This window comes from Streptomyces dioscori (assembly GCF_003024195.1).
GTDB lineage: Bacteria > Actinomycetota > Actinomycetes > Streptomycetales > Streptomycetaceae > Streptomyces > Streptomyces dioscori.
In genome coordinates this window covers 394,367-419,172 of record NZ_KZ679042.1, presented here as the reverse complement: position 1 = coordinate 419,172, position 24,806 = coordinate 394,367, and the positions used below count along the sequence as shown (strand labels likewise).

The window sequence follows — 24,806 nt, the reverse complement described above, 5'->3', positions numbered from 1 at the left end:
CTCTCGGTCGGGTTCAGCGGCTGACGAGTGCGCGGCCCTCCGGCGAGTCCAGCCAGGCCAGCGTCAGCTCGATGCCCTCCTCGAAGCCCACCTCGCTCTTGAACCCGAAGTCGTCGCGCGCCCGGTCGATGGCGTAGGACTGATCACGGTCGAAGAGATGGACGGCATGACGGGTGAGCACGGGCCGGGACTTGATCCCCAGGGCGCCGTAGAGCCTCTCGGACACCGTGGCCACGCCCCGCGCCACCGGCGTCGGCAGGCTGAACGCGGGCGGCTTCACGCCCAGACCGCGGGCCAGTGCCTCCACGTACTCCCGCCAGGTCGTCGGATCGGGGTCCCGCATGTTGTACGCCCTGCCGGCCGCCGTGTCCGACGCGCAGGCCGCGATCATTCCGTCGACGAGGTTGCCCACGTAGACGAGACCCGCCGGTACGGCGCCCCCGCGGACGTAGACCATCTGCCGGCTCAGCAGCAGCGTCGCGATCTCGATCACGAAGTCCTTGCTGCGCGGCCCGTAGACCGACACCGGCCGTACGACGGTGACCGGCAGCCCGGTCCGCTCGGCGGCCTGCCGCACCGCACGCTCTCCCAGGACCTTGCTGCGGTTGTAGGGCAGCCCGATGTCCCTGGGCTCCGCGCTCTCGTCGCAGGGGGTGACCGGATAGCCGTACACGTCGGTGGTGCTGAGGTGGAGCAGACGCTCCACGGTCCCCGCGTGATGGGCGGCCTCCACGAGGTTGCGGCTGCCGTCGACGTTGATCCGCCTGAACTCCTCCCACGGGCCCCAGTCGGCCGACAGGCCCGCACAGTTGTAGACGTGCCGGACGCCCGACGCGGCGCGGCGCAGGCTCTCCGGGTCGCTCAGGTCACCGGTCGCCACCTCGACGTCCAGGCCCGCGAAGGCGGCACGGTCGCTGCCCTCGCGCACCAACACCCGTACGCGGTGGCCGTGTTCGGTCAGCCGGCGCGTCAGATGGCCGCCGATGAAACCGCTCGCGCCGGTGACGAGGACGTCCGCGACGGAGTCGCCCGACGGCCCAGGGGCAGGGGCAGGATGAGCGGCGGGAGCGGTGGGGTGTGAGGCTGCGGCCAGGTGCTCCGCGGGGGAGGGTGAGGGCGAGGGGGGTGTGTGGGTGTGTTCCGCCATGGCTCGTCCCAGGAGATCGAGGGAGTGTTCCAGGTCTGCTTCGGTGTGGTCCGCGGTGACGAAGAAGCGCAGCCGGCACTCGTCGCGGGCGACGGCCGGATAGCCGATCGGCATGACGTTCACGCCCCGTTCCAGCAGGGCGTTGGAGAGCGCCATCGTCTTCTCCCAGTCGCCGATGACGACCGGGATCACCGCCGAGGCACGGGACACACCGATGTCGAAGCCGCGCGCACGGGCCGAGTCGCGGAAGTGCTCGGCGAGCCGCCGCACCCGGGCCACGCGCTGCGGCTCGTCCCTGACGACCCGGATCGCCTCCAGGGCGGCGGCGGTGTTCGCCGGTGAGATACCGGTGCTGAAGATGTGCAGCGGAGCGGTGAACCTGAGGTACTCGATGATCGGTCCGCGGGCCGCGATGTAGCCACCGAGGCTGCCGAGCGCCTTGCTGAGCGTGCCCATCCACAGATCGACGTCACGGCGGTCGACGCCGAAGTACTCGCCGATGCCCCGGCCCGTACGCCCGAGGACACCGATCGAGTGCGCCTCGTCGATCATCAGCATCGCGCCGTGGCGCTTCTTCACGTCGATGAACCTGCGCAGATCGGGGAGGTCACCGTCCTGGCTGTACGCGCCCTCGATGAGGACCAGGGCCCGCCGGTGCTGCGAGCGCAGTGTGCCCAGGATCGAGTCAAGCGCGCGCCAGTCGTTGTGGGGGAAGGGCCGGCGCCGCGCACCCGAGAGCATGCAGCCGCGCAGCGCGCTGTCGTGGATCCACTCGTCGTGCAGGACCAGGTCCTCGGGGCCGAAGAGATGCCCGATGGTCGCCACGTTCGTCGCGTGGCCGCCGGCGAAGACGATCGCGGCCTCCGTGCCGAGGAACGAGGCGATCTCGGCGTCCAGTTCATGGTGCAGCGGCGTCTCGCCGAACAGCAGGGGCGTGGCCGAACTGGAGGTGCCGTACCGGTCGATGGCCTCCTGCGCGGCCCTGCGTACCCGCGGATGGTGCGACAGCGCGAGGTAGTTGAAGGAGGAGAAGTTGATGACAGGGCGGCCGTCCATGGAGACGCGGCCGGAATTGTGACCCTCGTGGATCCGGCCGTACGGGTTGGCGCCGCTCGTCGTGGTCTGGCGGAGACGGCCCTGCAGTTCGGCGTACTCGGCCCACTCCTCGAACTCGCGCTCCTGCCGCACCGGGGGGCCCGCGACCGCGGGCGGGGGAGTGCTGTTCCCGTGGACCGGTGGCGTCCGGTCACCGGTGTCCAGCAGGGCCACGAGCTGGCCGACGGTCGGGTCCTCGGGCACCGACTCGCGGTACCTGTCCAGCTGCTCGGGGAAGCGGCGGGCGAGGGCGCGTTCGAGTTCGGTGCGCATCAGCGAGTCGAAACCGAGGTCCGCGCCCAGGCGTGCGTCCAGGGGGATCTGCTCGGGCAGGAAGGCGCAGGCGCGGGCCACCTGGTCGACCACCTCGTTGCGGATCCCGTCTCCGTCGGAGGCCGGAGGGGCGGGAGGGGTCGGAGGGGCCGGAGGTGTCGGAAGGACGGGAGCGGCTGGAGCCGCTGGAGCGGCCGGGGTGCCCGCGGCCGTAGTGACGAGGGCGGCGGCCGGGGCGGGCTGCGGTGCCGGACTGGGATCAGCGATGCCGTCCTGCGCGCCACCGCCCTCCGACGTCGTCGACGATTGCGCCGAGAACCAGTAGCGCTGCCCTTCGAGCACCGCGTGCGGTACCGGGATCCGCGGCCTGCGCGAACCCTCGTCCAGCGCGGCCCAGTTCACCGGCCCGCCCGCGCAGTGCAGTCGGCCGAGCGACTGGAGAAGCGTCTGCCAGTCCCCGTCACCCGCGGGGCCGCCGCGTGCGCGGCGCAGCGAGGGCAGCCACAGCACCGACTCCTCGTCGTCCGAAGTGGTCATGGTGCGTGCCATGTTGAGCAGGGTCGGATGCGGGCCGATCTCCACGAAGGCATCGCAGCCGAGGTGACGCAGTGCGGAGAAACCGTCGGCGAAACGCACCGGACCCAGCATGTGCCGCGCCCAGTCCTCGGCCCCGACCGGCCCGGTGACCGGCTCGCCCGTCGCGTCGAAGACCCAGGGGATCTCCGGCCGCCGGAACGCGACACCGTCCGCCGCGGCACGCAGCGGCTCGGCCGCACCCGCCATCAGCGGGGAGTGGAAGGCGTGCGACACCGTCAGCGGCCTGACGACGACCGACCGGCTCTCCAGCCGCGCTCGTACCCGGTCGATCTCCGTACGGGGCCCGGACAGGACGAGATGCCCGGGGGCGTTGACGGCGGCGACCGCGACGGAGTCTTCGACGGCGGCCTCGGCGCGGATCGCCTCCGCGTCCCCGGCGCAGGCGATCATCGCGCCCTCGCCCGGCTGCTCGGCCATGTGCCTGCCCCGCACCACGGCCAGCGTCAGGGCGTCCTCCAGGGACATCACCCCGGCGACACAGGCGGCGCCGTACGCCCCGATGCTGTGCCCGAGCAGAGCGGTGGGCCGCACACCCAGCGAGATCCACAGCTCGGCGAGCGCGACCTCCAGAGCCACCAGCGCGGCCTGGCAGTACCGGGTGCTCGCCAGCCGGTCGGCGCTCCCCTCCCCGAACAGCAGTTCCGTCAGCGGGACACCGAGGTGCGGGCGCAGGACGCGGTCGGCGGCGTCCAGGGTCCGGGCGAACCCGCTGTGGGTGTCGTACAGGCCCTTGCCCATGCCCGTGTACTGCGTTCCCTGACCGCTGAAGAGGAACGCGACCTTCGGCGCGCGGCCCGGCCGGGCCCGCCCGCGCACCACGGCGGTCGATGGTCCGCCGCGGGCCAAGACGTCGAGCGCGGTGTCGAACGCCTCCTGGGAACCGCCGGTGACGACCGCCCGGAAGGCGAGCCGGGCCCGGCCGGTGTTGGCGGTGTGGCACAGGTCCGCGAGTTCCGCGTCGGGGTGGGCGGCCAGGTGTGTGCGCCAGCGCTGGGCGAGCGCGGTGAGGGCCGTGGGTGTGTGCGCCGACAGGCACAGGGCGTGCGTGGGCCGCTTCGGGGCCACCGCGTCGATCGGATCCGGCTCGGGGGCCGATTCGAGCACCACGTGTGCGTTCGCCCCGCCGAACCCGAACGAGCTGACACCTGCCCGTACGCTGCCCGTGTCCGGCAGGCCGGTGAGCCGGGTCGGCACGTCGAGCCCGGCGCCGTCCCAGGCGAGACGGCGGTTCGGGGTCCGCAGATGGAGCGTCGGCGGGACCTGGCGGTGCCGTACGACGAGGGCCGCCTTGATGAGTCCGGCGATGCCCGCGGCCGACTCCAGGTGTCCGATGTTGGTCTTGACCGAACCCACCAGGCAGGGGCCGCCCTCGGCTCGGCCACTTCCGTAGGCGGCTGCCAGGCCCTCCCATTCGACGGGGTCGCCGAGTGAGGTGCCGGTGCCGTGCGCCTCGACGTAGTCGATGTCCGGACCGCTCAGGCCTGCCTGGTCCAGGGCGCGTTCGATCACGGACCGCTGGGCCGAACCCCTCGGCGCCGTCAGGCCGTTGCTCCTGCCGCCGTGGGCGGTGGCCGAGCCGCGGATCACCGCGTGGACCGGGTCGCCGTCGGCGAGCGCGGCGGAGAGCGGCTTGAGGAGGACGAGGCCGACGCCCTCACCGCGTACGTAACCGTTCGCCGCGTCGTCGAACGTACGGCACTGTCCGTCGGGGGAGAGCATGTTGCCCTGGGCGAACGCCACCGAGAGGCCCGGCGAGATCAGCAGGTTGACCCCGCCGGCCAGGGCCGTGTCGCACTCACCGCGCCGCATGCTCTCGCAGGCGAGATGCACCGCCAGCAGCGACGACGAGCACGCGGTGTCCACCGCGAGACTCGGACCGCGCAGATCGAGGGTGTACGACAGCCGGTTCGCCGCGATGGAGTGCGCGTTGCCGGTCGCCGCGTGGACGTCGATCGTCTCCAGGCGGCTCATCTGCAGCTCGGAGTAGTCATGGCTGCTGATGCCTACGAACACGCCGGTCGCGCTGCCCGCCAGCCCGGTCGGATCGAGGCCCGCGTCCTCCACGGTCTGCCAGGCCGTCTCCAGGAGCAGCCGCTGCTGGGGGTCCATCCGTGCCGCTTCCCTGGCCGACAGGCCGAAGAAGCGGGCGTCGAACTCGTCCACGCGATCGATGAAGCCGCCGAACGCGGGTGCGTCCACCTGCTCGGTGGCCCAACGGCCGGCCGGGACCCCGGTGATCGCGTCGCGTCCGTCAACCAGGAGCCGCCAGTAGCTGTCCGGGTCCGGGGCGCCCGGGAAACGGCACCCCATGCCAATGATGGCGATGGGTTCGGGCCCGGTGTCCTGCGGTGGTGACGGTTGCCGCGACGCCGACGCCGACGGCAACGGCGCTGACAGCGCCTGGAGTTGAGGTGTTGCCGCCGTTGTCACCGCCGTCGTCACCGCCGGGCCCGCCGGGCCCGCCGAACGCTCGGCGGTACCCACATGGGCCGCGACGGCCCGGATGGTCGGATGCTCGAAAGCGGTGCCTGTGCTCATCTCGCGCCCGGTCCGCGCGCCGAGTTCCGCGAGGATGGCCACGGCCTGCTTCGAGTCCAGGCCCAACGAGGCCAGCGGCCTGGTGACGTCGACCGAGGCGGCGGACAGGCCGAGGCGTGTCGCCACCTCCTCGACCAGCCAGGCCTCCACGGCCTCCGCGTCCCACAGCTCGGCCGACTGCTCCCTGGCGGGCGGCTGCTCCCCGGGCTCCTCACCGAGAAACAGGCTGATCAGGGTGTCGACCCTCGGGCGTACCAGCAGCGCCCCCACGGGGATCCTGGTGCCGAGCCGCTCCTCCAGGACGCGTACGGCGGTGAGGAGCGCCGGGTAGTCGAGGTCGAGTTCGAGGAACGTCCAGCCGGTGACGTCCGGCGCGTCGGGCGTCGCCGGGACACCCGTCAGGACCTCGGTGACCGCGTCGACCACCCGCTGCCGGCGCGCGGCGGTGGACAGGCCGTCGAGGTCCCCGGCCGGGGCGGTAAGGGGTGTCGTCAGGTCCCTCGTGACGCTGGCCGCCACCACGGTGAGCCCGAGTCCGAGGAAGTCCCGCTTGCACGCCTGCCGTTGGATCTTTCCGCTGGTCGTCCTGTGGACCGTCGACCTCTTGAGGAGGACGACGGCGTGGGGTGCCACGTCGTGCTCCTCGGCGATCGCCGTGCGCAGCTTCGCCAGGAGCGCCTGCGCCCCGTCGAGGCGCCTGCTCTCGACCTCGTGCACGACGACGAGTCCCTCGGCGCCGTCGATCTCGACCGAGAAGGCCGCGCCCGACCCCGCCCGGACCGTCTCGTCGGCTCGTTCCACGGTGAGTTCGACGTCCTGCGGGTAGTGGTTGCGGCCCTGCACGATGACGACGTCCTTGATACGGCCGACGACGTGGAGGTGGCCGCCCTTCAGGAAGCCGAGATCGCCGGTGCGCAGGAAGGGTGCCGGTCCTTCGCCTTCGATACGGGCCCGGAAGGTGGCCTCGCTGGTCTCGGGGCGGCCCCAATAGCCGTGCGCCACGCTCCCGCCCGCGATCCAGATCTCACCGACGTGACCCTCGGAGCCGATCCGCCGTCGGGTGTCGGGGTCGATGATCGCGACATCCACCCCGTCGACGGCGGGTCCGCATCCGACCAGCCGGACCGCCCGCTCACCCCGCGACTCGGTTACTGCGGGTCCTTCGGGTCCTTCGGGTCCTTCGGGTACGGCTTTGTCGGGTACGGACCTGGCGATCCCCGTGCCCAGCGCGGCGGACGCGAACGCGCCGACCGGCGGGGGTTCGTGCGCGCCGACCCCCGTCACCATCAGCGTCGCCTCGGCGAGGCCGTAGCAGGGCAGCAGGGCACGGCGCTCGAAGCCGCAGGGCGCGAACCGTTCGGTGAACAGGTCGAGCGTGTCGGCGCGTACCGGCTCGGCGCCGTTCAGCGCCAGCCTCCAGTGGCTCAGGTCCAGGCTGTCCCGCTGCTCGTCCGTGATCCGGCGTACGCAGTGCTCGAAGCCGAAGTTGGGGGCCACGCTGGTGGACGCCCTGGTCCGCGACAGCGTCTCCAGCCACAGCAGCGGCTGTCGTACGAAGGACATCGCGGACATGAGGTGAGCCGGAAACCCGCCGTACAAGGGGGTGAGGATGCCGCCGATGAGACCCATGTCGTGGTACGGGGGCAGCCAGGACACCATGCCCGATCCGGCGTCGTGCTCCAGCCTGCGGTGGATCGAACGGAGGTTGTGCAGCAGGTTGCCGTTGCTGACCATGACGCCCTTGGGGGACGAGGTCGAGCCGGACGTGTACTGGAGGAAGGCCGTCGCATCGGTCCCGACGGACGGCTCATGCCAGTCGTCGGCGCCCGCCGTGCCCAGCCCGGACAGCGCCAGCCAGCGCAGGCCGGCGAGCCCGAGCGAGTCCATCTCGCGTCGTTTCGTGGCCGCGAAGCGCGACAGGGCCCCGGTCGTGAGGGCGTGGGTGGCGCCGGAGTCCCGGGCGATGGCCGCGAGACGGGGCATGGTCTGGCCGAAGCGCCGGGTGTCCGGCGGGTAGGCGGGTACGGCGATGGCTCCGGCGTACAGGCAGCCGAGGAAGCCAGCGATGTAGTCGAGCCCCGGGGGGTGGAGCAGCAGGACGGGTTTGCCGGTGAGGCCTTCGCGCTGCAGGAGTGCGGCGACGGCCCGGGTGCGGAGGTCGAGCTCCCGGTAGTTCCATGACGTGCCCTGTTCCGCCTCGCCCGACCGTCCTGCTTTTCCTGCTTGTCCCGCCTGTCCCGTCTCTCCTGCCTTTCCCGCCCCTCCTGTCTCTCCGGCGCTGCCGTCGTCGGCGCGGCCCGGATCGGTTCCGGTGAGGAATCGGTAGGCGAGCGCGTCCGGACGGTCTTCGAGATGGCGGCGCAGCAGCCCGGCGACGGTCTTCGGCTCTTTCCCCTGCCAGGGCTGCCAGGGGGTCTTGTGGGGATCCTGGTTCATGAGCGTCTCCGTCATTTGCCGGGCACGGCCTGCGAGTGCCGGACAGACCCGGCCGTCCCACTGCCCAGGCGGTGGTGGTCGGTCTTGCCGTTGGCGTTGTGGGGCAGTTCATCGAGGCAGACGGCCAGTTGGGGCAGCATGTAGCGGGGCAGGTGCTGTGCGCAGTGCCGCTTGATCTCGATGAGGTTCGGCCTGCGGGCGTCCGTACCGAGCGTGTAGTAGAGGGCGATCCGTGGCTCCGTGCCCGCTGTGTCGACCACCACGGCGGCGGACGCGACGGCCGGATGCTTGAGCGCCGTGGCCTCGATCTCGCCCAATTCCACCCGATAGCCGTGGAGTTTGACCATCCGGTCCCGGCGCCCGCGGTAGACGAGGCCGGCTCCCTCGTAGCTCACCAGGTCACCGGTGGCGTGGCGGCCTTTCCTGTGTCCGGCGGCAACGTCTCCCAGGTCGGCCGGGTGTGACGCCCCTCGCCAGTAGCCGGGCGTGACGCAGTCACCCTCCACGATCAACTCGCCGAACGCGTCGGACCCGTGCAGCGTGCGTCCGTCCTCGTTCACGACGGACACGCGGGCGCCGGGCACCGGGGTGCCGATCGGCACGGGTTCGTCCCGGGCAAGGTCCTCCGCACGGACCCGGTGGTAGGTGCAGACGTTGGTCTCGGTGGGCCCGTACAGGTTGTAGAGCGCCGTCTCCCCGGGCAGCAGGGCCGCCAGGGAACGCAGCTGCCCGATCGGATACACCTCGCCGGCGAAGAGGACGTACCGCAGGGTGCGTACCGTTTCCGGGGTGAGTGCGCCCGCGCGGGTCAGCAGGTTCAGCACGGAGGGCACGGAGTACCACACCGTGACGCCGTACTCGCGGATTCCCCCGGCCAGTGCCGCGACGTCGCGTGCCTGGTCGTCGGCGACGATCCAGACACCGGCGCCCACCGACAGCGCGGTGAAGAGGTCGAAGGTCGACAGGTCGAAGTTGAAGGAGGCGTGGTTGGCGAACACGTCGTCCGGCCCCACGGTCAGTTCGGTACGGGCCCAGCGGATGAAGTTCGCCAGGTTCCGGTAGGAGATCCGCACCCCCTTCGGCGTACCGGTCGAGCCGGAGGTGTAGAGGACCGCGGCGAGGTCGTCGCGATCCGGGGCGGGCGGGACCTCGACGTGAGCCGCCCTCTGTCCTGCCGACGCGCCTCCAGCCATCGCGTTTCCAGCTATCGCGCCTCCAGCCGTCGCGTCTCCTGCCGCCGCGGCGAAGTCGGCCCACGGCCGGACGGGGGCCATGGGCCTCGACGTGGTCCCGTTCGATTCCTGGCCGGTGGCGTCCGCCACCACGATCGCCCGTACGGAGGCGGGCAGTTCACGGTCCGCCAGCAGTTCCAGGTGCCGGTGGTCGGTGAAAAGGGCCACGGGCTCGCAGTCCGTGAGGATGTGCTCCACGCGTGCGGCCGGCTGGCCACCGTCGAGGGGGACATAGGCGCAACCGGCTTGCAGGGTCCCGAGAATCGCCTCGGCGTAGCGTGGCGTCTTGTCCATCCAGATCGCCACCCGGTCACCGATCGCCGTGCCGAGCCCGAGCAGACCGGACGCGACGGCGGTGACGTCCGCCGCCAACTGGCCGTACGTGACAGTCCTGTCGCCGACGAACGCGGGCCGGGCCGCCTGTTCCCGGGACAGCGACCGCGGCAACCGGATCAGCGAGGTGTCGTCGCAGTCGTTCGGCGAGACGCCGGAGCCGGTCGCTGAGGAATCTCGGCCGTGCGGTGTCCGCGTCAGTGCTGTGTCCGTCATCGTCGCCTCACCCCGCCGACGGCAGGACACCGACCTCGCGGCCGGCCTCGACGAAGATGCCCGCAGCGGTCTCCAGGTCCTCGGGGGTGTGTTCCGAGGTGACGCTGACCCGCAGGCGCGCGTCACCGAGCGGTACGCCCGGGAACACCACGGTCTGGCAGTAGAGCCCTCTCGCCCGGACCGCGCGGCCCATCTCCATCGCCTTGCGCTCGTCGCCGATGACCAGGGGAAGGATCGCGCTGCGGGTGTTCTCCAGATCGAAACCGGCGTCCGCCAACTGGCTCCGCAGCAGACGGATGTTGTGCCACAGCTTCGTGATCCGCTCGGGTTCCGACTCGATGACGTCGATGGACGCGATCAGCCCGGCGGCGACACCCGCGGGAATGTTCGCGGCGAAGACGTACGAATTCGAGTAGAAGCGGAGGTACTCGACGACCTCCTCGTCGCCGACGACGAACCCGCCCATGCCCGCGAGTGTCTTGCTCATCGTGCCCAGTTCCAGGTCCACCTCGCCCTTGAGGCCGAAGTGCTCGGCCGTTCCCGAGCCGCGCCTGCCGAGTACGCCGGTCGAGTGCGCGTCGTCGATCATGACCCTGGCGCCGTGCTCCTTGGCCAGGCGGACGATCTCGGGCAGGTCGCAGATGTCGCCGTGCATGCTGAACACACCGTCGGCCACGACGAGTTTGCCGCCGGGCGCCTCGTCGCAGCGCTTCAGGATGCGTTCCAGGTCCGCCATGTCGTTGTGCTGGTAGATCCTGCGGGTGGCGCCCGAGAGCCGGGCGCCGTCGACGATGCTCATATGGTTCAGCTTGTCGACGACGACGGTGTCGTAGCTCTTGACCAGGGCGGAGATCGCGCCGATGTTCGCCGCGTAGCCACCTGGATAGACGATGCAGGCCGGCCGCTGTTTGAAGGCGGCGAGGCGCCGCTCCAGTTCCTTGTGGAGCATGTTGGTCCCGCCGATGAACCGGGAGCCGGTGTGGGTGGCCCCGTACCGCTGCGTGGCGTCGCAGATCGCCTCGATCACCTTGGGGTGGTTGGCCAGACCCAGGTAGTTGTTCGACGCGAACATCAGGAACTCGCGTTCGCGGCCCTCCAGTTCGTCGAAGATGACGGCCCGGTTCGAGCAGCGGGAGTGCAACGGCATGCCGTACCAGTAGAGGCGTTCGGCCTCGCGCCGCCGCAGATACCTGCCGAAACTGCGGGTCTTGGCGAAGAGATCGCTGTCACGCTCCTCCACGAAGTCCTTCATGGAGCGGCCGTCCCAGGCCGTGCCCGGATCGTCCGCGGCATGCCCGTCCGCGGCGTGTTCCACCGCGGCGCTTTCGTCCTGGGCGCGTGCGTCCACGGCGCGCTCGTCCGTAATTCGTTCGTCCGGGATTCGCTCGCCCAGGATTCGTTCGTCCGGGATCCGTGCCGCACCCCCGGGGCCGGTGGGTGCCCGATCCACCCGTCGCGCGTCCTCGTGGTACGGGCGCAGGGCCTCCACCAGCTCGTCCAGGGACGTCGCGGTGACGGTGCCCGCCAGGCCGGCTGGAAGTCCGAGCTCACGCGCGGCGTCGGCCACGATCGAGGCCAGGAGCACCGAGTCGATGCCCAGCTCGCTCTCGAAGTCGGCGCCGGGCGCCAGTTGACCGCGCTGGTACTGGGTGTGCCGCATGGTGGTGGTGACGACCGTCTCCAGGAGCGAGCCGGAGCCGCCCGGTGCGGTGTCCACCGGCCGGGGAACGGCGGTACCGGAGGCCTGACAGGCCCGCTCGACCGCGCGGACGAGGTCGCCGACCGTCACGAGGCCGGACGGCAGTGGCGCCACCAGCGCGAACTGCTCCTTCACCGAGGCCAGGATCGATTCGAAGATGACCGAGTCGATACCGAGTTCCGCCTCGAAATGACTGTCGGGCAGGAGGTAGGACTCGTCGTACAGCGTCCGTGAGGCGATGATGTCGACGACCTGACTCCGGACGCTGCCGCTGTCCTGCCCCTCCTGCCCGTGCTGCCTGTGCTGTCCGGTCTGCCGGTCGTGGCTGTCCTGCCTGTCCCCGGTGGCGTTCGTCATCGGACGGTCTCCCCCTCTCGCCGCAGCCGCTCGACCAGCGCTGCCATCGTGTCGACCGTCCGGAAGTTCGCCGGGGAGATCTCCTGCAGCGGGACGGTGATACGGAAGTCGTCCTGCATGTAGTGCACGAGGTCGAAGATCCCGGCCGAGTCGATGATGTTGAGCTCGGCGAGGGGGACCTGCGCGTCGAGGCCCTCGGTGTCACCGTCGAGCCACACACCGGCGATGTAGTTGATGATTGACTGCTGGGTGCTCATGGTCGTCCTCGACTCGGTTTCCGGCGGACTCTGGCCTGGCTGCCCTCTGGCCGCGGCCTGGTCACGGCCCGGTGGGGACCTCGGCGGACGCGAGGCGCTCGATCAGGTCGGCGACCTGTGTGACCGTGTCCCCGGGAGACGCGGCGTCGTCACTGACATGGACGCCGAAATCGGACTGGATGACGAGAAGCAGCTCGACGAGGAACAGCGAGTCCATGTCGAGGTCCTCGAACGTGGTGTCAGGGCCGATCTCCGCACGGTCCACCTCGAAACGGTCGACCAGCAGATCGACCAGCCTGCCGTACATCACGCTCATGCCGTGTGCTCCTTCGCTCGTGCTCGTACGCGCGCTCCTGTTGGTGCCGTCCACTGGCCCTGGCCCTCGCCTTGGTGCTGGTATTCCGTGCTGGTTCTGATGCTCACGCGCGGGCCGGGTCCAGGTCCGGCCAGGTCAGTACCGCGGACCCCCAGGTGAGCCCGCCGCCGAACGCGGTGAGCAGCGTCCGCCCGCCCGGCCGCAACACACCTTCGGTGTGCGCCTGGTCGAGAGCGAGCGGGATGGAGGCCGCCGCGGTGTTGCCGACCTCGGCGATGTTGCTGACACAGCGGGCGCGGGGGATCCCGAGGTCGTCGGCGACATGGTTGGTGATCCGGAGATTCGCCTGGTGGCTCACCAGATGGTCGACGTCCCGCGCCCGCCAGCCCGCCCGGTCGAGAACCGTGCGGGCCGATCCGGTCATCCGCAGTACCGCGTGCCGGAAGACCTCCTTGCCCGACATGGCGAAGTACTGTTCGCCGGCCGCCGGTGCCAGTCCGGACAGGCGCTGACGTGAACCGCCCGCGGGCACGGTGATCAGGTCCTCGCCGTCGCCGTCGCTGCCCAGGTCGAACGGGCCGAGCGCGCCGGGCTCCGCCGGATCGCCCGAGCGCAGTACGACCGCTCCGGCGCCGTCGCCGAAGATCACGGCCGTGGACCGGTCCTCGGGATCGAGCAGCGTGGAGAACGTCTCCGCGCCGATCACCAGTACACGGTCCGCGACGCCCGCGGCGATGAGCCCCGCCGCGGTCGCCAGCCCGTACACGAATCCGGTGCAGACGGCGGACACGTCGTAGGCGGCCGTTCCCCTCATCCCGAGCCGGGCGGCCACCACGGGGGCGGTCGCGGGACAGGGGCGGTCCGGGGTGGTCGTCGCGACGAGCACCGTGTCCACGGTGGAGACGCCGGCGCTCTTCAGGGCTCTCTCGCCCGCCCCGACGGCCAGATCGGAGGTCGCCGTGCCCTGCTCCGCGAAGTACCGCTGCTCGATACCGGTGCGTGAGCGGATCCATTCCCCGGAACTGTCCAGCCCGGCGGCCAGTTCGTCGTTCGGGACGGCCCGGGGCGGCAGGCAGCTGCCGACCCCCGTCAGTACGGCGGCCCGGCTCACCGGACACCGTCCTGGCCCGGCCGGCCGAGGCGGTCACCGGTGAGGTGTCGCGGTGCCGGTCGGTCGCGAAGACGTGCAACCACGCGAGTGCTCCTCGTCTTCCGGACGGCCAGGTGTTCCGGAGATCCAAGTGGTGCGGACGGGCATGCGGTACCGGGGTCATGTGTTCCGGGTGGTCATGGGTGATGTCCGGGGCGGTCATGTGCGATGTCCGGATGGTCATGTGCGATGTCCGGGCCGAGTCTGGTCCGAGGGGCTGACCGATCGCTGACGAGGCACTGACCGATGACTGACGCAGTGCACCTCCGGCGTTGGGTGCCGGACCGTCAGCGCGCGGTCAGTCATCGGTCAGCGGGCGGTCAGTCCCGCAGCCCACACTCGATGGCGAAGTGACGCAGCGGTGCCGTGGGGGCGCCGTGGGGGCGCCGGAACGGCGGGTCGCATCGCATGAGCGAGAGGTGCACATGAGCGTGAGGTACGCATGAGTGTGAGGGACGCATGAGTGTGAGGGACGGCAGGCTGCCACCCGTCGCCGTGACGGGTGTCGGCCTGGTCACCTCGGCCGGCATCGGCGCCGACGACACCTGGAAGGGTGTGTGCGCGGGCCGGTCCCCGGCGGCCACGGACCCCTCGCTGGCCGGACTCCCCGTGGACATCTCCTGCACGGTGCCCGGCTTCTCCGCACGCGAGCACGTCGGCCGGCGCAGCTCCCTCGCACACGACCGCTTCAGCCAGCTGTGCATCACCGCGGCACGCGAGGCGGTCGCCGACGCCGGCCTCGACCCCGGCACCTGGGACGGAGCCCGCGTCGGCGTCGTCGTCGGATGCGGCCTCGGGGGAGTGGCGACCTGGGAGACCCAGCACCGGCGGATGCTGGAGAAGGGACCGGAAGCGGTCTCCGCCCTGCTGATCCCCATGCTCGTGCCCAACATGGCCGCCGGGCACCTGGCGATGGACCTGCACGCCAAGGGCCCGAATCTGGTCACGGCGACGGCCTGCGCCTCAGGTGCCACGGCGATCGGTACGGCCCTGCAACTCCTGCGCGACGGAAGCTGCGACGTGGTCGTCACGGGCGGCGCCGAGGCCGGGGTCAGCCCCCTGATGGTGACGGGCTTCGCGCAGATGGGCGCGCTGTCCAGGAGACTCGACGCACCGTCCGCCGCATCGCGCCCCTTCGACGCGGACCGCGACGGGTTCGTCATCGGCGAGGGCAGCGGCATGCTCGTCCTCGAACGCGAGGCGGACGCACGGGCGCGCCGGGCGACGGTCCGGGCGAGGATCGCCGGGTACGGGGCCTCCGCCGACGCGTACCACATGACCGCCCCCGACCCCGAGGGCGCGGGGGTTCTGCTGGCGTTGCGCACGGCCCTGTCGGGAGCGGGCGTCACACCCGACGAGGTCGACCATGTCAACGCCCACGGCACCTCGACACCGCTCAACGACGCGGCGGAGGCCAAGGTGCTGCGAGGGCTGCTCGGTGAAGGACCCGCGGTCACCTCCACCAAGGGGGTGACCGGCCACACCCTGGGCGCAGCCGGAGCGATCGAGGCCGCGCTGACCGTGCTGACCGTCGAGAACGGCACCATCCCCCCGACCGCCAACCTCGAACGGCAGGACCCCGAGGTCGAGTTGGACATCGTCGCCGGGTCGCCCCGGGAACGGAAGGTGGAGGTCGCGGTGAGCAACTCGTTCGGTTTCGGCGGCCAGAACGCGGTCCTGGTGATCACGGCCGCCTGAACCGCCGTACACGCGAACACCGGGCCGTCTGAACCGGCGTGCACACCGACACCGGATCGCGGCAGCAGTGGATCTCGTCCGAAAAAGCCCCGGCCGCCAGGCCACGACACCGGAAGACTCCATCGGGTGACCAAACGAGACCTGATCCTCCAGCGCATAGTGGGCGTCCTCTACGTCATCGCCGGCATCGGCAAGTTCTTCCCGGAGATCGAGTCCGTCGAAGAGCGCCTCGACGGAGCCGCGGACGGCAACGACGGTGTCGCCGTCCTCGGTCCCTTCACCGACTGGCTCGCCGAACACCCCACCGGCGTCACCGTGTTCGTCGCGGCGGCGATGGTCGTCAGCGGGGTCGTCCTGATCCTCGACCGGTATCTGGTCGTCGCCGCCCTCTACGGCCAACTGCTCATGCTGGTCTGCCTGGTCGTCATCCTCGTCAGCAGCGTGCCGCAGATCCTCGTGCTCGACGCCGCGTTCTTCGCCGCGGCCATCCACCTCCTCGTGCGGCGCCGGCGCACACCGTCCCCGTCCGCCGCGGCCACCTCGCGGGCCAGGACGGACAACCAGAGCTAAGGGTCATGCCATGTCCTTCACCGTTCCGCACGACGAACTCGCGCAGCTCGAAGACCGGGTTCGAGCCGCGCTCAGGACCAGGGACGACAGTGCCCTCGACGTGCTCGGCTACGGCGAAGTCAGCCTGGTGCTGCGGCTGGAGAGCGGTGACGGCGCCTTCGCGTGCAAGCGGCTGCCGGTGTTTCCCGACGGCGGACGCTTCGAACGGTACGAGGAGAGCCTGCGCGAATATCTGAGGAGGCTCGGGGACAACGGTCTCGACGTCGCCGACACCGAGCTGTGGCACACGCGGCTGCCGTCGGGGCGGATCACGGCCTACTGCGTGCAGCGCGAACTGCCCGCGCACCGGCTCTGTTCCAGGCTGCTGCACACCGAGGACGACATCTGGATCAAGGACTTCTTCTCCCGGTTCCTCGACCGCGTCGAGCGTGCCGTGGAGCCCACTCTCGGTCTGGACGCGCAGGCCAACAACTGGATGGATGTCGGCGGTGAGCTGGTGTACATCGATGTCACGACGCCTCTCATGCGGGACGCCCGCAACCGCGAACGGCTGGACGTCCGGCTCTTCTTCAGCTCGCTGCCCTGGTTCCTGCGCGACGCCGTGCGGGTCTCGATGACCAAGTCGATCTTCGACAAGTTCTACGAGACCCGCGGTGTCCTGCTGGACTTCCTCGGCAACCTGTACAAGGAACGGCTCCACGAACTCGTACCGGCGTTCCTCGAACAGGCCAACGCCCGCCTGTCCCGGCCGATCACCGTGGAGGAGGTGGCCGCCTACTACCGGGACGACGCCCGGATGTGGGAGCTCATCCAGCGGCTGCGGCAGGCCGACCGCTTCTGGCACCACCGGATCAGACGCCGCACCTACCCGTTCCTGCTGCCCCCGCGCGTGGAGCGCTGAAGGCCCGGCGATGACGACCGCCCCGCCGGACCGTGCCGCGGCCCGCAGCCTCGACGACAGCATGGCGCTCGACCCCGCGCGCCCCCTGTACGTCACTCACGCCCGCGGCCCCCTGACCCTCGCCGTGGTGTCGATCGCCTGGCTGCGCGCACGCGACGAGACGGACCGCGCGACGATCGGCGCCCGGCACCTGAGCGACGACGAGCTCCAGCAGGCGGCACAACTGCGCCTCGTCAAAAGGCGCCTGGAGTGGCTGGCAGGACGCCTGGCCATCAAGCACAGCGTATGCGCCTATCAGCGGCGGCACGCCGGCACCTCTGTGCACCCTCGCGACATCACGGTAGGTGTCGTCCTGGACGGCCTCCGCGCCGGAAAGCCCGTCGTCGACGCCCGCGTGGAGGTCGGTCTGTCCCACTCGGTGGACTTCGCCGTCGCCGTCTGCGGGCCGCGTGCCGTCGGGATCGACGTCGAGCGCAGCCGCCAGGTGCCACCACCGCTCGCGGAACTGCTCACGCATCCCCCGGAGATCGCGGCGGATCCCCGCCTCGGGGGAGTGGGCGCCATGCCGCTGCCCCTGCGATGGGCCTGCAAGGAGGCGGTGCTCAAACACTTCGGCTTCGGCCTGCGGGTGGACAGCCGTGAGGTGCGGCTCACCCAGTGGTGGCCCGACGGCCGGTTCGCCTGGCGGGCCGGGCCGGAACTGCGCCGGCACGCCCCCGAGGCCGACGGTTCCCGCTTCGACAGCTGGGCCCGCGAAGTCGACGGATACGCCCTGGCACTCGTGTGGCAGTGACCCTCGTCCGGCAGTGAAAGGACTCGTGTGGCAGTGAGGAGAACGGACCCCGTGACCAGCTCGCCCGCCTCGACACCCCGGCCGCCCTCCGCGGAACGCCGGGCGTCCTTCGAACACGCTCTGCGCGAAGCGGCCGACATCGCCGCGCTCGGCCCGTCGTCGCACAACTGCCAGCCCTGGGGGGTCGCCTGGCCCACCGGCCGTGGCGCGCGCCGGGCGGTGGAACGGCTCGTCGACGAGGCTCCCGCCGACGGCCCCGAAGCCTCCGACAGCACCTCTGGGGTACGGGGGACCGAGGGACGTGACACGGACGAGTACGTGATCCTGGCCCTCGACCGGGAGCGCGAACTCACCTCCCTGCCCGCGCACGCCGTCGAGATGCTGGCCAGCTGTGGCGCGTACCTCCAGGTCCTGTTGCGCTCCCTGGCCCTCCAGGGCTGGTCGACGGACCGTATCCGCTTCGTCGAACCGCCCACCGGCGGACGGACGGGCGGGGCGTACGACACCGGTCGCCCTCTCGGGGGCACCTGGCCGGTGTCGTGGTCGCCCCTGTGCGCGGTCCGGCTGCGCCGCACGGACGAGCCGGCCGGTTCGCTCGCCGAACTCCGCCGCACCGCCCTGGCCCGGCGGACCAACCGCGCGCCCTACCGCCCCGACGCGGTCGAACCAGCCGTCCTGGACGCCCTGTCCGCCCCGTCGACCGGTGTCGCGGAGGGCGCGGAGGTCACCGTCCGGCATCTCGTGGCCGACAGTGAGCGCGCGGCCTTCGCCGGCCTCGTGGCCCGCCACGGAGGACGCGACTTCAGCCACCGGCAGGCCTGGCGCGAGACGTACTCGTTCGTGCGCCGCGACGAGGCCGAGGCCCGGGCGCGCGGCGACGGCTTCCCTCTCAGCCAGCTCTTCGGGCCGCTGTCGGCGCCCCGGCGCCACGCCCTGCGCCTCGCGCTGGCTCCCACCACGATGAGCGTGCTCCGCCACGCGGGCTACCACCGGGTGCTCGCCCGCCAACTCGCCCGCGTCGTACGGCCGACGCCGGTCGTCGTCGCCATGGGTCTCACCGACACGTCCCCCGGTGTCGAGGCCACCGTCCGCGGCGGAGCCCGGCTGGCCGAGTACTGGCTGCGGGCCACGGAGGCGGGACTCGCGCTGCACCCCGTCAGTGTCGTCCTGCAGCACGACGACGTACGAAAGGAGCTGCAGGACCGGCTGGGACTGCCCGGCCGGACCTTCTTCGTGAGCAGATTGGGGCGCCCTCTCACAGATTTCCCGCGGTCACCACGCCGGATAGGAGCCCATGCCGTACGCACGATCTGACTGTCGTCCGACCGCCGTCCGACCACGATCCGACACGTCACCCAAAGGTCCCGTGAAATTCCTCCGGGCGTTGTCAGAACCAGCCACCAAATACCGGACAGATAAGGCATGAGGTTACTCGGTGGTAAAACTCCATGAGATCCTCCGAGAGCCGTGATCGTGTGTCTCTTGTGTTACCCTGCATATGCCATGCGGCCTCGATGTTGCGAGACCGATAAGCAGCGAGGGTCTCCTGGAACACGCAGGGTCGCGTCAATCTCGGGGGAGGAACGAACCTTGCACTGCTCTCGGCGAACGGGCCTCAATGCCACTCATCGTTTCGCGTGGACGACCTACCTGATCACCGAGCGATGAGCGTCCACCGGCGGAGGTCGGGACACCGAGCCGTGCGGGACGACTGGTCGGTTTCGCCGGCGCACCACACTGCCCCAGGTGGCGGTGCCGGCCGCGGCATCCGGGTGCTGGTCTGCTGTGAGGGATCGATCGTGGGTGCCGGTATGCGGGCCCTCCTCGACCAGCAGCCCGACATCGCTGTCATCGGTTACTCGACGGGGACGGATTCGGAAGCAGCCGCCGCCGACTCCGCGCCGGACGTCACCGTGGTGGTGGCCCCCGCTCTGACCATCGAGAACAAGCGGGAGCTGACCGCTCTCGCGGCACTGACCAAGGTCGTCCACATCACGAAGGCCGAGAACGCCAGCCGTTCGATCGAGATCCTGCGTCTCGGGGTCCGTGCCGTCCTCGCCCCCGACACCTCCGCCGACGAGCTGATCCATGTCCTGCGGACGGTCAGTGCGGGCAGTGCGATGGTCATCCCCGAGGCGGCCCGCAGAAGCCTCGACCATCTCCCGCAGCGCCATGCCTCCGCGCTCGCCGCGAGCGTCGTGCCCTCCCTGACGCCACGGGAGACCGAGGTGATCGCCCTGCTCACACAGGGAAAGTCCAACGCGGAGATAGCGGAGAAACTATCGGTTTCCACAGCGACTGTTCGCTCCCACGTTCACCATTTGCTGAGGAAACTGGGTGTCGGAAGTCGCGCCCAGGCCGTGGCCGTCGCCTACGAGACCGGACTCATGGCGGCCATTGAACAGAATTCAAAGGACTCGGGCCGGAGCTGACGACTGCAAATCAATACGCCTTTCGACGCCGACGGCCCATACGCTATTCACGCGCGATAGCCGTCTCCGATACGGTCGCCCACCGTCTCGGACACGACCTCGGCCATCTGGTCGAAGTCGGAGACCAGCTTTTGAAAGGGCGGGCTCTGCATGTCGTGCTCGAAGTCCGCGAGGCTCGATACCTCGATGATTTCGACGTAGACGGGGGGCTCGGCGGCCGCGTGTCCTTCCGCGGCCGGGCCAGCCGTCCGCTGGACGCTGAACGACAGGACACTGGGCAGCTCGGGGCACGTGGCGTAGTCGACGTCCCGCACCCAGGTCTCGAAGCGGTCCGGTGCCACACCGTCGAGCAGCCGGATACGGTGAATGATGATCGTCATGGTGTACTCCGTTCCGGGCCGGCCGAGGTGACCGGCCCGACGAGTGGTTGCCGGAGCAATCGGCGGATCAGCGACTGCAATTGGTGGATCAGCGTCGCCCGGCGCGGCGCCGGTTACCGCTCAGGCCCAGCGCGCGGGCGATGTTGTTCTTCTGGATCTCGTTGGTGCCGGAGAAGATCCGTGCGGGGAGCGCGTCACGCAACAGCGTCTCGGCCTCCCCTTCGAGGACGCCGAGTGCCCCGCGCACCTGGATCGCGTCGAGCCCCAACTGCACGGCGGCCTCGCTGACGGCCAGCTTCGCCAGCGCGGGACCCACCTCGTCCTCGGAGCCCCGCGCCAGCCCCCACGCGGCCTTGTAGAGCAGGAGACGGGCGGACTCCAGCCGCAGGGTCATGTCGACGAGGCGATGACTCACGGCCTGAAAACTGCCGATGGGGGCGCCGAACTGCTCGCGTTCTCCCGCGTATGCGACCGTCGACTCCAGGACGCGCCGCATGGCGCCGAGGTAGGCGGCGAAGAGGCAGGTGCGCTCCCACTTCATGGACGAGGAGAACACGCTCGCTCCCGCGCCCCGGGCCCCGAGCACATTTGCCGAGGGCACCACGCACCCGTCGAAGTGCACATCGGCCGTCGGGGAGCCCCGCAGGCCGACCTTGGCGTAGGGCGGCCCCACTGTGAGACCGGGTGTGTCCGCCTCGACGACGAACGCCGTCAGACCGAAGAAGCCACGGCCCGGCTCGGTCGCCGCCTGGACGACGAACACATCGGCGACCGGCGCGTTCGTGGTGAAGCATTTGCTGCCGTGCAGCACGTAGTGGTCGCCCCGCGACTCGGCACGCGTACGCAGGTTCAGCGCGTCCGAACCCGCCTCGGGCTCCGTGATGGCATGCGCCGCGATGCGCTCCCCCGAGCAGAGCGCCGGCAGCAGACGCCGCTTCTGCTCCTCCGTACCGAACTCCACGACCGGCATCAGGGACGCGAACAGGTGCGCCGCGACGGAGAAGGCGAAGCCCGTGTCGGAGGAGCCGTACCCGAGGGCCTCCATGACCGCTGACGCGGCGACCGCGTCCAGGCCGCTGCCGCCGTACTCGACCGGGACGACGCCACCGACCACACCCTGCTTGCCCGCGAGGAGCCAGCGCCTGCGGAACTCGTCGGCGTCGAAGGGCACGCCGGCGCCCTCGTGCCCGCCGGCCGCCTGATGCCGGCCGTCCAGCTCGCGCCGGGCGAACGCCACCGTCATGGTGCGCATCTCCTCGACGTCCGGGTCCAACTCGAAGTTCATCGTGCGCCGTCCAGGTGTTCCACGGGTCGCGTCCGCTCCATGTGCTCTTCGTGCTCCTCGACGAGTACGTGATAGTTGATGCCGCCCGTGCCGAACGAACTCACGGCAGCACGCCTCGGCCGCCCGGGCTGCCTGCGCCACACAGAGGGCTCGGTGGGGACCACGGCGGGAACGGCGGCCAGGTCGAGCGCCGGGTTGAGGGTGTGCAGGTTCGTGTTGGGCGGCAGTGTCCGCGCCCGCATCGCGAGCAGCGTGCGCAGCAGCCCGGCGCTCCCGGCGGCGGCGAAGGTGTGGCCGTAGAACGACTTCGCCGATCCGATCTCCAGCGGACGGGCGCGCCGGGACCCGCCGTAGACCTTCGCGACGGCGGCGATCTCCACCCGGTCACCCACCTTGGTGCCGGTGCCGTGCGCCTCCAGGTAGTCGACCGCGGAGGGGGCGAAGTCGACCTGTGCGAAGGCCCGTTCCATGGCGCGGGTCTGTCCCGCGACATCGGGCGCGATCAGGGACTTGGCGTCGTTGGACGCTCCGATGCCCCGGACGAGCCCGAGGATCTCGTCGCCGTCGCGCAACGCGTCCCCGTGGCGCTTGAGCAGGAACAGACCGCAGCCGTCGCCCGGCGTGAAGCCGTCGGCGCCCGCGTCGAACGGCGCGCTCCTGCTGTGCGACAGCAGTCCGAGCGCGGAGCACAGGACCATGTCCCGGGCGTTGCAGGCCAGTTCGACGCCGCCGGCGATCGCGTAGTCGGCGGCCCCCGCGCGGAGCGCGGTGACCGCCACATCGATCGCCGCGAGGGAGGAGGCGCACGCCGCCTCCACGGCGAGGGGGACCGCGTCGAGCCCGTACTCGTTGGCGACGAGAGCGGCGATCCCGCTGGCCAGGCAGCCGTCGAGCAGATCCGGCGGTACGCCCTCGTCCGCCGGGCCCATGTGCTCGCGCAGGGACGTGAGGAGCGACTTCCGCTGCAGCGGGGACAGACCGCCGAGGGCGTCGAGACGGGCGACCGTGTCCTCAAGATCCTGCAGCGACGCCTCGGCGTTCAGGCGGCGTTCACGGGACAGGCCGAGGTTGCTGCCGACGGCGACCAGCCCCCGGCCGTTCCGGCCGCCCCAGCCACCCGTGCCGTCAGCCGTGATCGTGCCGCGTCCGGCGAGGAGCTGTGCGGCGACATCGAGGGCCAGACGCTGCGCGACGTCCATGGCGGCATGGCGCGAGGGAGAGATCCGCAGACCGGGCGGGGGTGCGGTCGGCGGCGTCGTGTGACCGCCCTGGTCGGTGTAGCTGTGGGTGAGGCTGAGCGCACCCGGGGCGTAGTACAGGTCACGGTCGAGGACGGTCTCCGGCACCGGGCCGATCCTGCTGACGCCCGACCGTACGGCCTGCCAGAAGCTCTCCGCGTCGGGCGAGTCGGCGAACCACCCCGCGAGCCCCACCACGGCGATCGGCTCGGTGTCCGACGCCGTGCCCCCAACCGCGTACCGGGCCGCGGGGCCGTCTCCGGGCAGCCGCGTCAGCCGGGCCTGCCGCGTCGGGCACACGGCCTCGCCGATCGGCGTCGGGCCGTGCGGGTGCGTCCCGGCACGCCCTTCGCGTACGAGTCCCGCCGGCCCGTCCGGTCCTACGTGTACGGGTCCCACGTGTTCTTCGAGTACGAGGTGGCAGAGCGTGCCGGTGAGGGAGGTGCCGTGCACGGTCGCCCGACGGGGGCTGCCCTCCTTGCCCGGGGGCCATGGCCGGCCCGCGTCGGAGTGCCGCAGAGGTGTGCCGGAGCGGGCGAACTCCGCCGCGTCGCCCGGCTCCAGCTGGGGCGGGATCCTGCGGTGGTGCAACGCGAGGGCGACCTTGCTGAGAGCGGCGACACCCGCGTTGGCGAAGGTGTGTCCGAGCCGGTCCTTCACACTTCCGACGGCCACGGACCCGGCGGCGGCGCCCTCGTGGAGCGCGGCGAGCGCCGCCAGCTCCGCGCGGACCTCGTGGGCGACACCGGATCCGACACACTCGACGTACTGGACGGTCTCCGGGCGCACCGCCGCCGCACGCAGGGAGCCGGCGGCCGTCGAGTGGCGAAGCCCCACGGACGGCGAGGCGGCGAACGGACCCGGGCGGGCGTCGTGGCGCAGCGAGCAGTCGAGGATCGTGGCGTAGATCCGGTCACCGTCGCCCACGGCGGTGGACAGGCGCTTGAGCAGGAGCGCCCCGACGCCTTCGCCGAGCACGAAACCGGAGCCGGAGCCGTCCGCCGCGAAGGGACGGGTCGCGGTGGAGGTGAGCCCCTTCGCGTCGAGCGCCCTGGCGAACAGCGGGCTCTCCCGGCGCTGCCCGGTGACGACGAGCACCGCGTCCGACAGCCCGCCGCGGAGATTGAGCACGGCCTGGGCGACACCCGCGTACGAGGTCGCGTCCGCGGACTCCACGGCCAGCGTCCTGCCGTGGAACTTGAAGGCCGTCGCGATACGCGCCGGGATCGTGCTCGCCATCTCCCCGACCCGGTCGTGCGGGGAACCGTGCAGGCGCCCGGCCAGGAGCAGCCGCAGTTCCTCGGCGGCCCGCTGCGCACTGCCGGAGTCGGCGCCCGCGGAGAGAGCCGCGCGTTCGACCTCACGGACATGGCGGATCGCCTCGACGCGCAGCGCGTTGGCGTGCTGGCGGTCCAGGCCGAAGCAGGTGCCGGTGATGACATCCGTTCGCTCAACGGGCAGCGCGCGCCCGGGGTGCCCCGCGTCCGCCAGGCACTGCCGTGCGGCCTCCAGCATGAGAATCTGCATGCGGGCCATGGAGCGTGCCTGGGCCGGGGGAATTCCGAACCGGGCGACGTCCACTTCCACGTCGTCGAGGCCCGCCGCCGCACGTGAGGCCGTCGTGACGGGATATTCCCCGTTGACCAACTGCCAATACTCTTCGGGGCCCTGCACACCCGGATACAGGGCGGCGATACCCACGATCGCCACGGGTTCCGCCGAATCGAACCGCATGATGTCTGAACACTCCCGCTGGTTGGCCCGGCCGACGGTGCAAGAATTCCGCGAGAGCGGAACATCGGAGAACACTGAATCCCAGAGAATTCCGGGGGATCCCGGAGGGGGAATTTCACACCGCACGGA

General features: G+C 71.0%; 15 protein-coding genes. 6 read left to right on the top strand and 9 right to left on the bottom strand.

From position 1 onward, the window contains the following. Positions 1 to 13: 13 nt before the first annotated feature. The 6 genes from C6Y14_RS15690 to C6Y14_RS15665 form a co-directional block, all read right to left on the bottom strand. Positions 14 to 8,086, bottom strand: coding sequence for a type I polyketide synthase (locus C6Y14_RS15690; protein WP_107017273.1), 8,073 nt, complete (start codon positions 8,084 to 8,086; stop codon positions 14 to 16). A gap of 11 nt (positions 8,087 to 8,097) precedes the next feature. After that, entirely contained in the window at positions 8,098 to 9,867 is a 1,770-nt protein-coding gene (locus C6Y14_RS15685; protein ID WP_107017272.1) for an amino acid adenylation domain-containing protein, read from the bottom strand. A gap of 7 nt (positions 9,868 to 9,874) precedes the next feature. After that, on the bottom strand, positions 9,875 to 11,923 hold the full coding sequence (locus C6Y14_RS15680; RefSeq protein WP_107017271.1) for an aminotransferase class I/II-fold pyridoxal phosphate-dependent enzyme: 2,049 nt from the start codon (positions 11,921 to 11,923) through the stop codon (positions 9,875 to 9,877). After that, entirely contained in the window at positions 11,920 to 12,180 is a 261-nt protein-coding gene (locus C6Y14_RS15675; RefSeq protein WP_107017270.1) for an acyl carrier protein, read from the bottom strand. The genes C6Y14_RS15680 and C6Y14_RS15675 overlap by 4 nt, the downstream gene beginning before the upstream one ends. Before the next feature lie 61 nt (positions 12,181 to 12,241). Continuing rightward, the gene (locus tag C6Y14_RS15670) at positions 12,242 to 12,496 is read right to left on the bottom strand and encodes an acyl carrier protein (protein ID WP_107017269.1); all 255 of its coding nucleotides are present in this window, start codon (positions 12,494 to 12,496) and stop codon (positions 12,242 to 12,244) included. 103 nt (positions 12,497 to 12,599) lie between these two features. Beyond that, a complete protein-coding gene (locus C6Y14_RS15665; RefSeq protein ID WP_107017268.1) occupies positions 12,600 to 13,607 on the bottom strand; it encodes a beta-ketoacyl-ACP synthase III in 1,008 nt (335 codons plus the stop codon). A gap of 498 nt (positions 13,608 to 14,105) precedes the next feature. On the opposite strand from C6Y14_RS15665, the gene C6Y14_RS15660 reads away from it, so the two are divergent. From C6Y14_RS15660 to C6Y14_RS15635, 6 genes are all read left to right on the top strand, one after another. Continuing rightward, the gene (locus tag C6Y14_RS15660) at positions 14,106 to 15,344 is read left to right on the top strand and encodes a beta-ketoacyl-[acyl-carrier-protein] synthase family protein (RefSeq protein ID WP_107017267.1); all 1,239 of its coding nucleotides are present in this window, start codon (positions 14,106 to 14,108) and stop codon (positions 15,342 to 15,344) included. Between the two features lie 126 nt (positions 15,345 to 15,470). Further along, on the top strand, positions 15,471 to 15,914 hold the full coding sequence (locus C6Y14_RS15655; protein WP_107017266.1) for a DUF6041 domain-containing protein: 444 nt from the start codon (positions 15,471 to 15,473) through the stop codon (positions 15,912 to 15,914). A 10-nt stretch (positions 15,915 to 15,924) separates the two neighbouring features. Further along, positions 15,925 to 16,815, top strand: coding sequence for a DUF6206 family protein (locus C6Y14_RS15650; protein WP_107017265.1), 891 nt, complete (start codon positions 15,925 to 15,927; stop codon positions 16,813 to 16,815). 10 nt (positions 16,816 to 16,825) lie between these two features. Beyond that, positions 16,826 to 17,608 (top strand): 4'-phosphopantetheinyl transferase family protein, encoded by a 783-nt coding sequence (locus C6Y14_RS15645; protein WP_107017264.1) that lies wholly within the window; start codon positions 16,826 to 16,828, stop codon positions 17,606 to 17,608. Positions 17,609 to 17,659: 51 nt separating this feature from the next. Then, positions 17,660 to 18,922, top strand: a complete 1,263-nt coding sequence (locus C6Y14_RS15640) for a nitroreductase family protein (RefSeq protein WP_225891099.1) — start codon at positions 17,660 to 17,662, stop codon at positions 18,920 to 18,922. Positions 18,923 to 19,407: 485 nt separating this feature from the next. Next, positions 19,408 to 20,040 (top strand): response regulator transcription factor, encoded by a 633-nt coding sequence (locus C6Y14_RS15635; RefSeq protein WP_225891098.1) that lies wholly within the window; start codon positions 19,408 to 19,410, stop codon positions 20,038 to 20,040. 47 nt (positions 20,041 to 20,087) lie between these two features. On the opposite strand, the gene C6Y14_RS15630 is transcribed toward C6Y14_RS15635, so the two are convergent. The 3 genes from C6Y14_RS15630 to C6Y14_RS15620 all read right to left on the bottom strand — a co-directional run bounded on the left by C6Y14_RS15630 (position 20,088) and on the right by C6Y14_RS15620 (position 24,677). Beyond that, positions 20,088 to 20,420: a RedY protein gene (locus C6Y14_RS15630; protein ID WP_107017262.1), complete on the bottom strand. Its 333-nt coding sequence runs from the start codon at positions 20,418 to 20,420 to the stop codon at positions 20,088 to 20,090. Positions 20,421 to 20,508: 88 nt separating this feature from the next. Then, the gene (redW, locus tag C6Y14_RS15625) at positions 20,509 to 21,705 is read right to left on the bottom strand and encodes an L-prolyl-[peptidyl-carrier protein] dehydrogenase (RefSeq protein ID WP_107017261.1); all 1,197 of its coding nucleotides are present in this window, start codon (positions 21,703 to 21,705) and stop codon (positions 20,509 to 20,511) included. Further along, positions 21,702 to 24,677, bottom strand: coding sequence for a beta-ketoacyl [acyl carrier protein] synthase domain-containing protein (locus C6Y14_RS15620; RefSeq protein WP_107017260.1), 2,976 nt, complete (start codon positions 24,675 to 24,677; stop codon positions 21,702 to 21,704). Before C6Y14_RS15620 ends, redW begins: the two co-directional genes overlap by 4 nt. Positions 24,678 to 24,806: the final 129 nt, after the last annotated feature.

What these genes read in the sequence shown, in the direction of transcription:
- C6Y14_RS15690 (WP_107017273.1), bottom strand. Translation starts at nt 8,086, where the DNA reads ATGAACCAGGATCCCCACAAGACCCCCTGGCAGCCCTGGCAGGGGAAA.
- C6Y14_RS15685 (WP_107017272.1), bottom strand. Translation starts at nt 9,867, where the DNA reads ATGACGGACACAGCACTGACGCGGACACCGCACGGCCGAGATTCCTCA.
- C6Y14_RS15680 (WP_107017271.1), bottom strand. Translation starts at nt 11,923, where the DNA reads ATGACGAACGCCACCGGGGACAGGCAGGACAGCCACGACCGGCAGACC.
- C6Y14_RS15675 (WP_107017270.1), bottom strand. Translation starts at nt 12,180, where the DNA reads ATGAGCACCCAGCAGTCAATCATCAACTACATCGCCGGTGTGTGGCTC.
- C6Y14_RS15670 (WP_107017269.1), bottom strand. Translation starts at nt 12,496, where the DNA reads ATGAGCGTGATGTACGGCAGGCTGGTCGATCTGCTGGTCGACCGTTTC.
- C6Y14_RS15660 (WP_107017267.1), top strand. Translation starts at nt 14,106, where the DNA reads ATGAGTGTGAGGGACGGCAGGCTGCCACCCGTCGCCGTGACGGGTGTC.
- C6Y14_RS15650 (WP_107017265.1), top strand. Translation starts at nt 15,925, where the DNA reads ATGTCCTTCACCGTTCCGCACGACGAACTCGCGCAGCTCGAAGACCGG.
- C6Y14_RS15645 (WP_107017264.1), top strand. Translation starts at nt 16,826, where the DNA reads ATGACGACCGCCCCGCCGGACCGTGCCGCGGCCCGCAGCCTCGACGAC.
- C6Y14_RS15630 (WP_107017262.1), bottom strand. Translation starts at nt 20,420, where the DNA reads ATGACGATCATCATTCACCGTATCCGGCTGCTCGACGGTGTGGCACCG.
- redW (WP_107017261.1), bottom strand. Translation starts at nt 21,705, where the DNA reads ATGAACTTCGAGTTGGACCCGGACGTCGAGGAGATGCGCACCATGACG.
- C6Y14_RS15620 (WP_107017260.1), bottom strand. Translation starts at nt 24,677, where the DNA reads ATGCGGTTCGATTCGGCGGAACCCGTGGCGATCGTGGGTATCGCCGCC.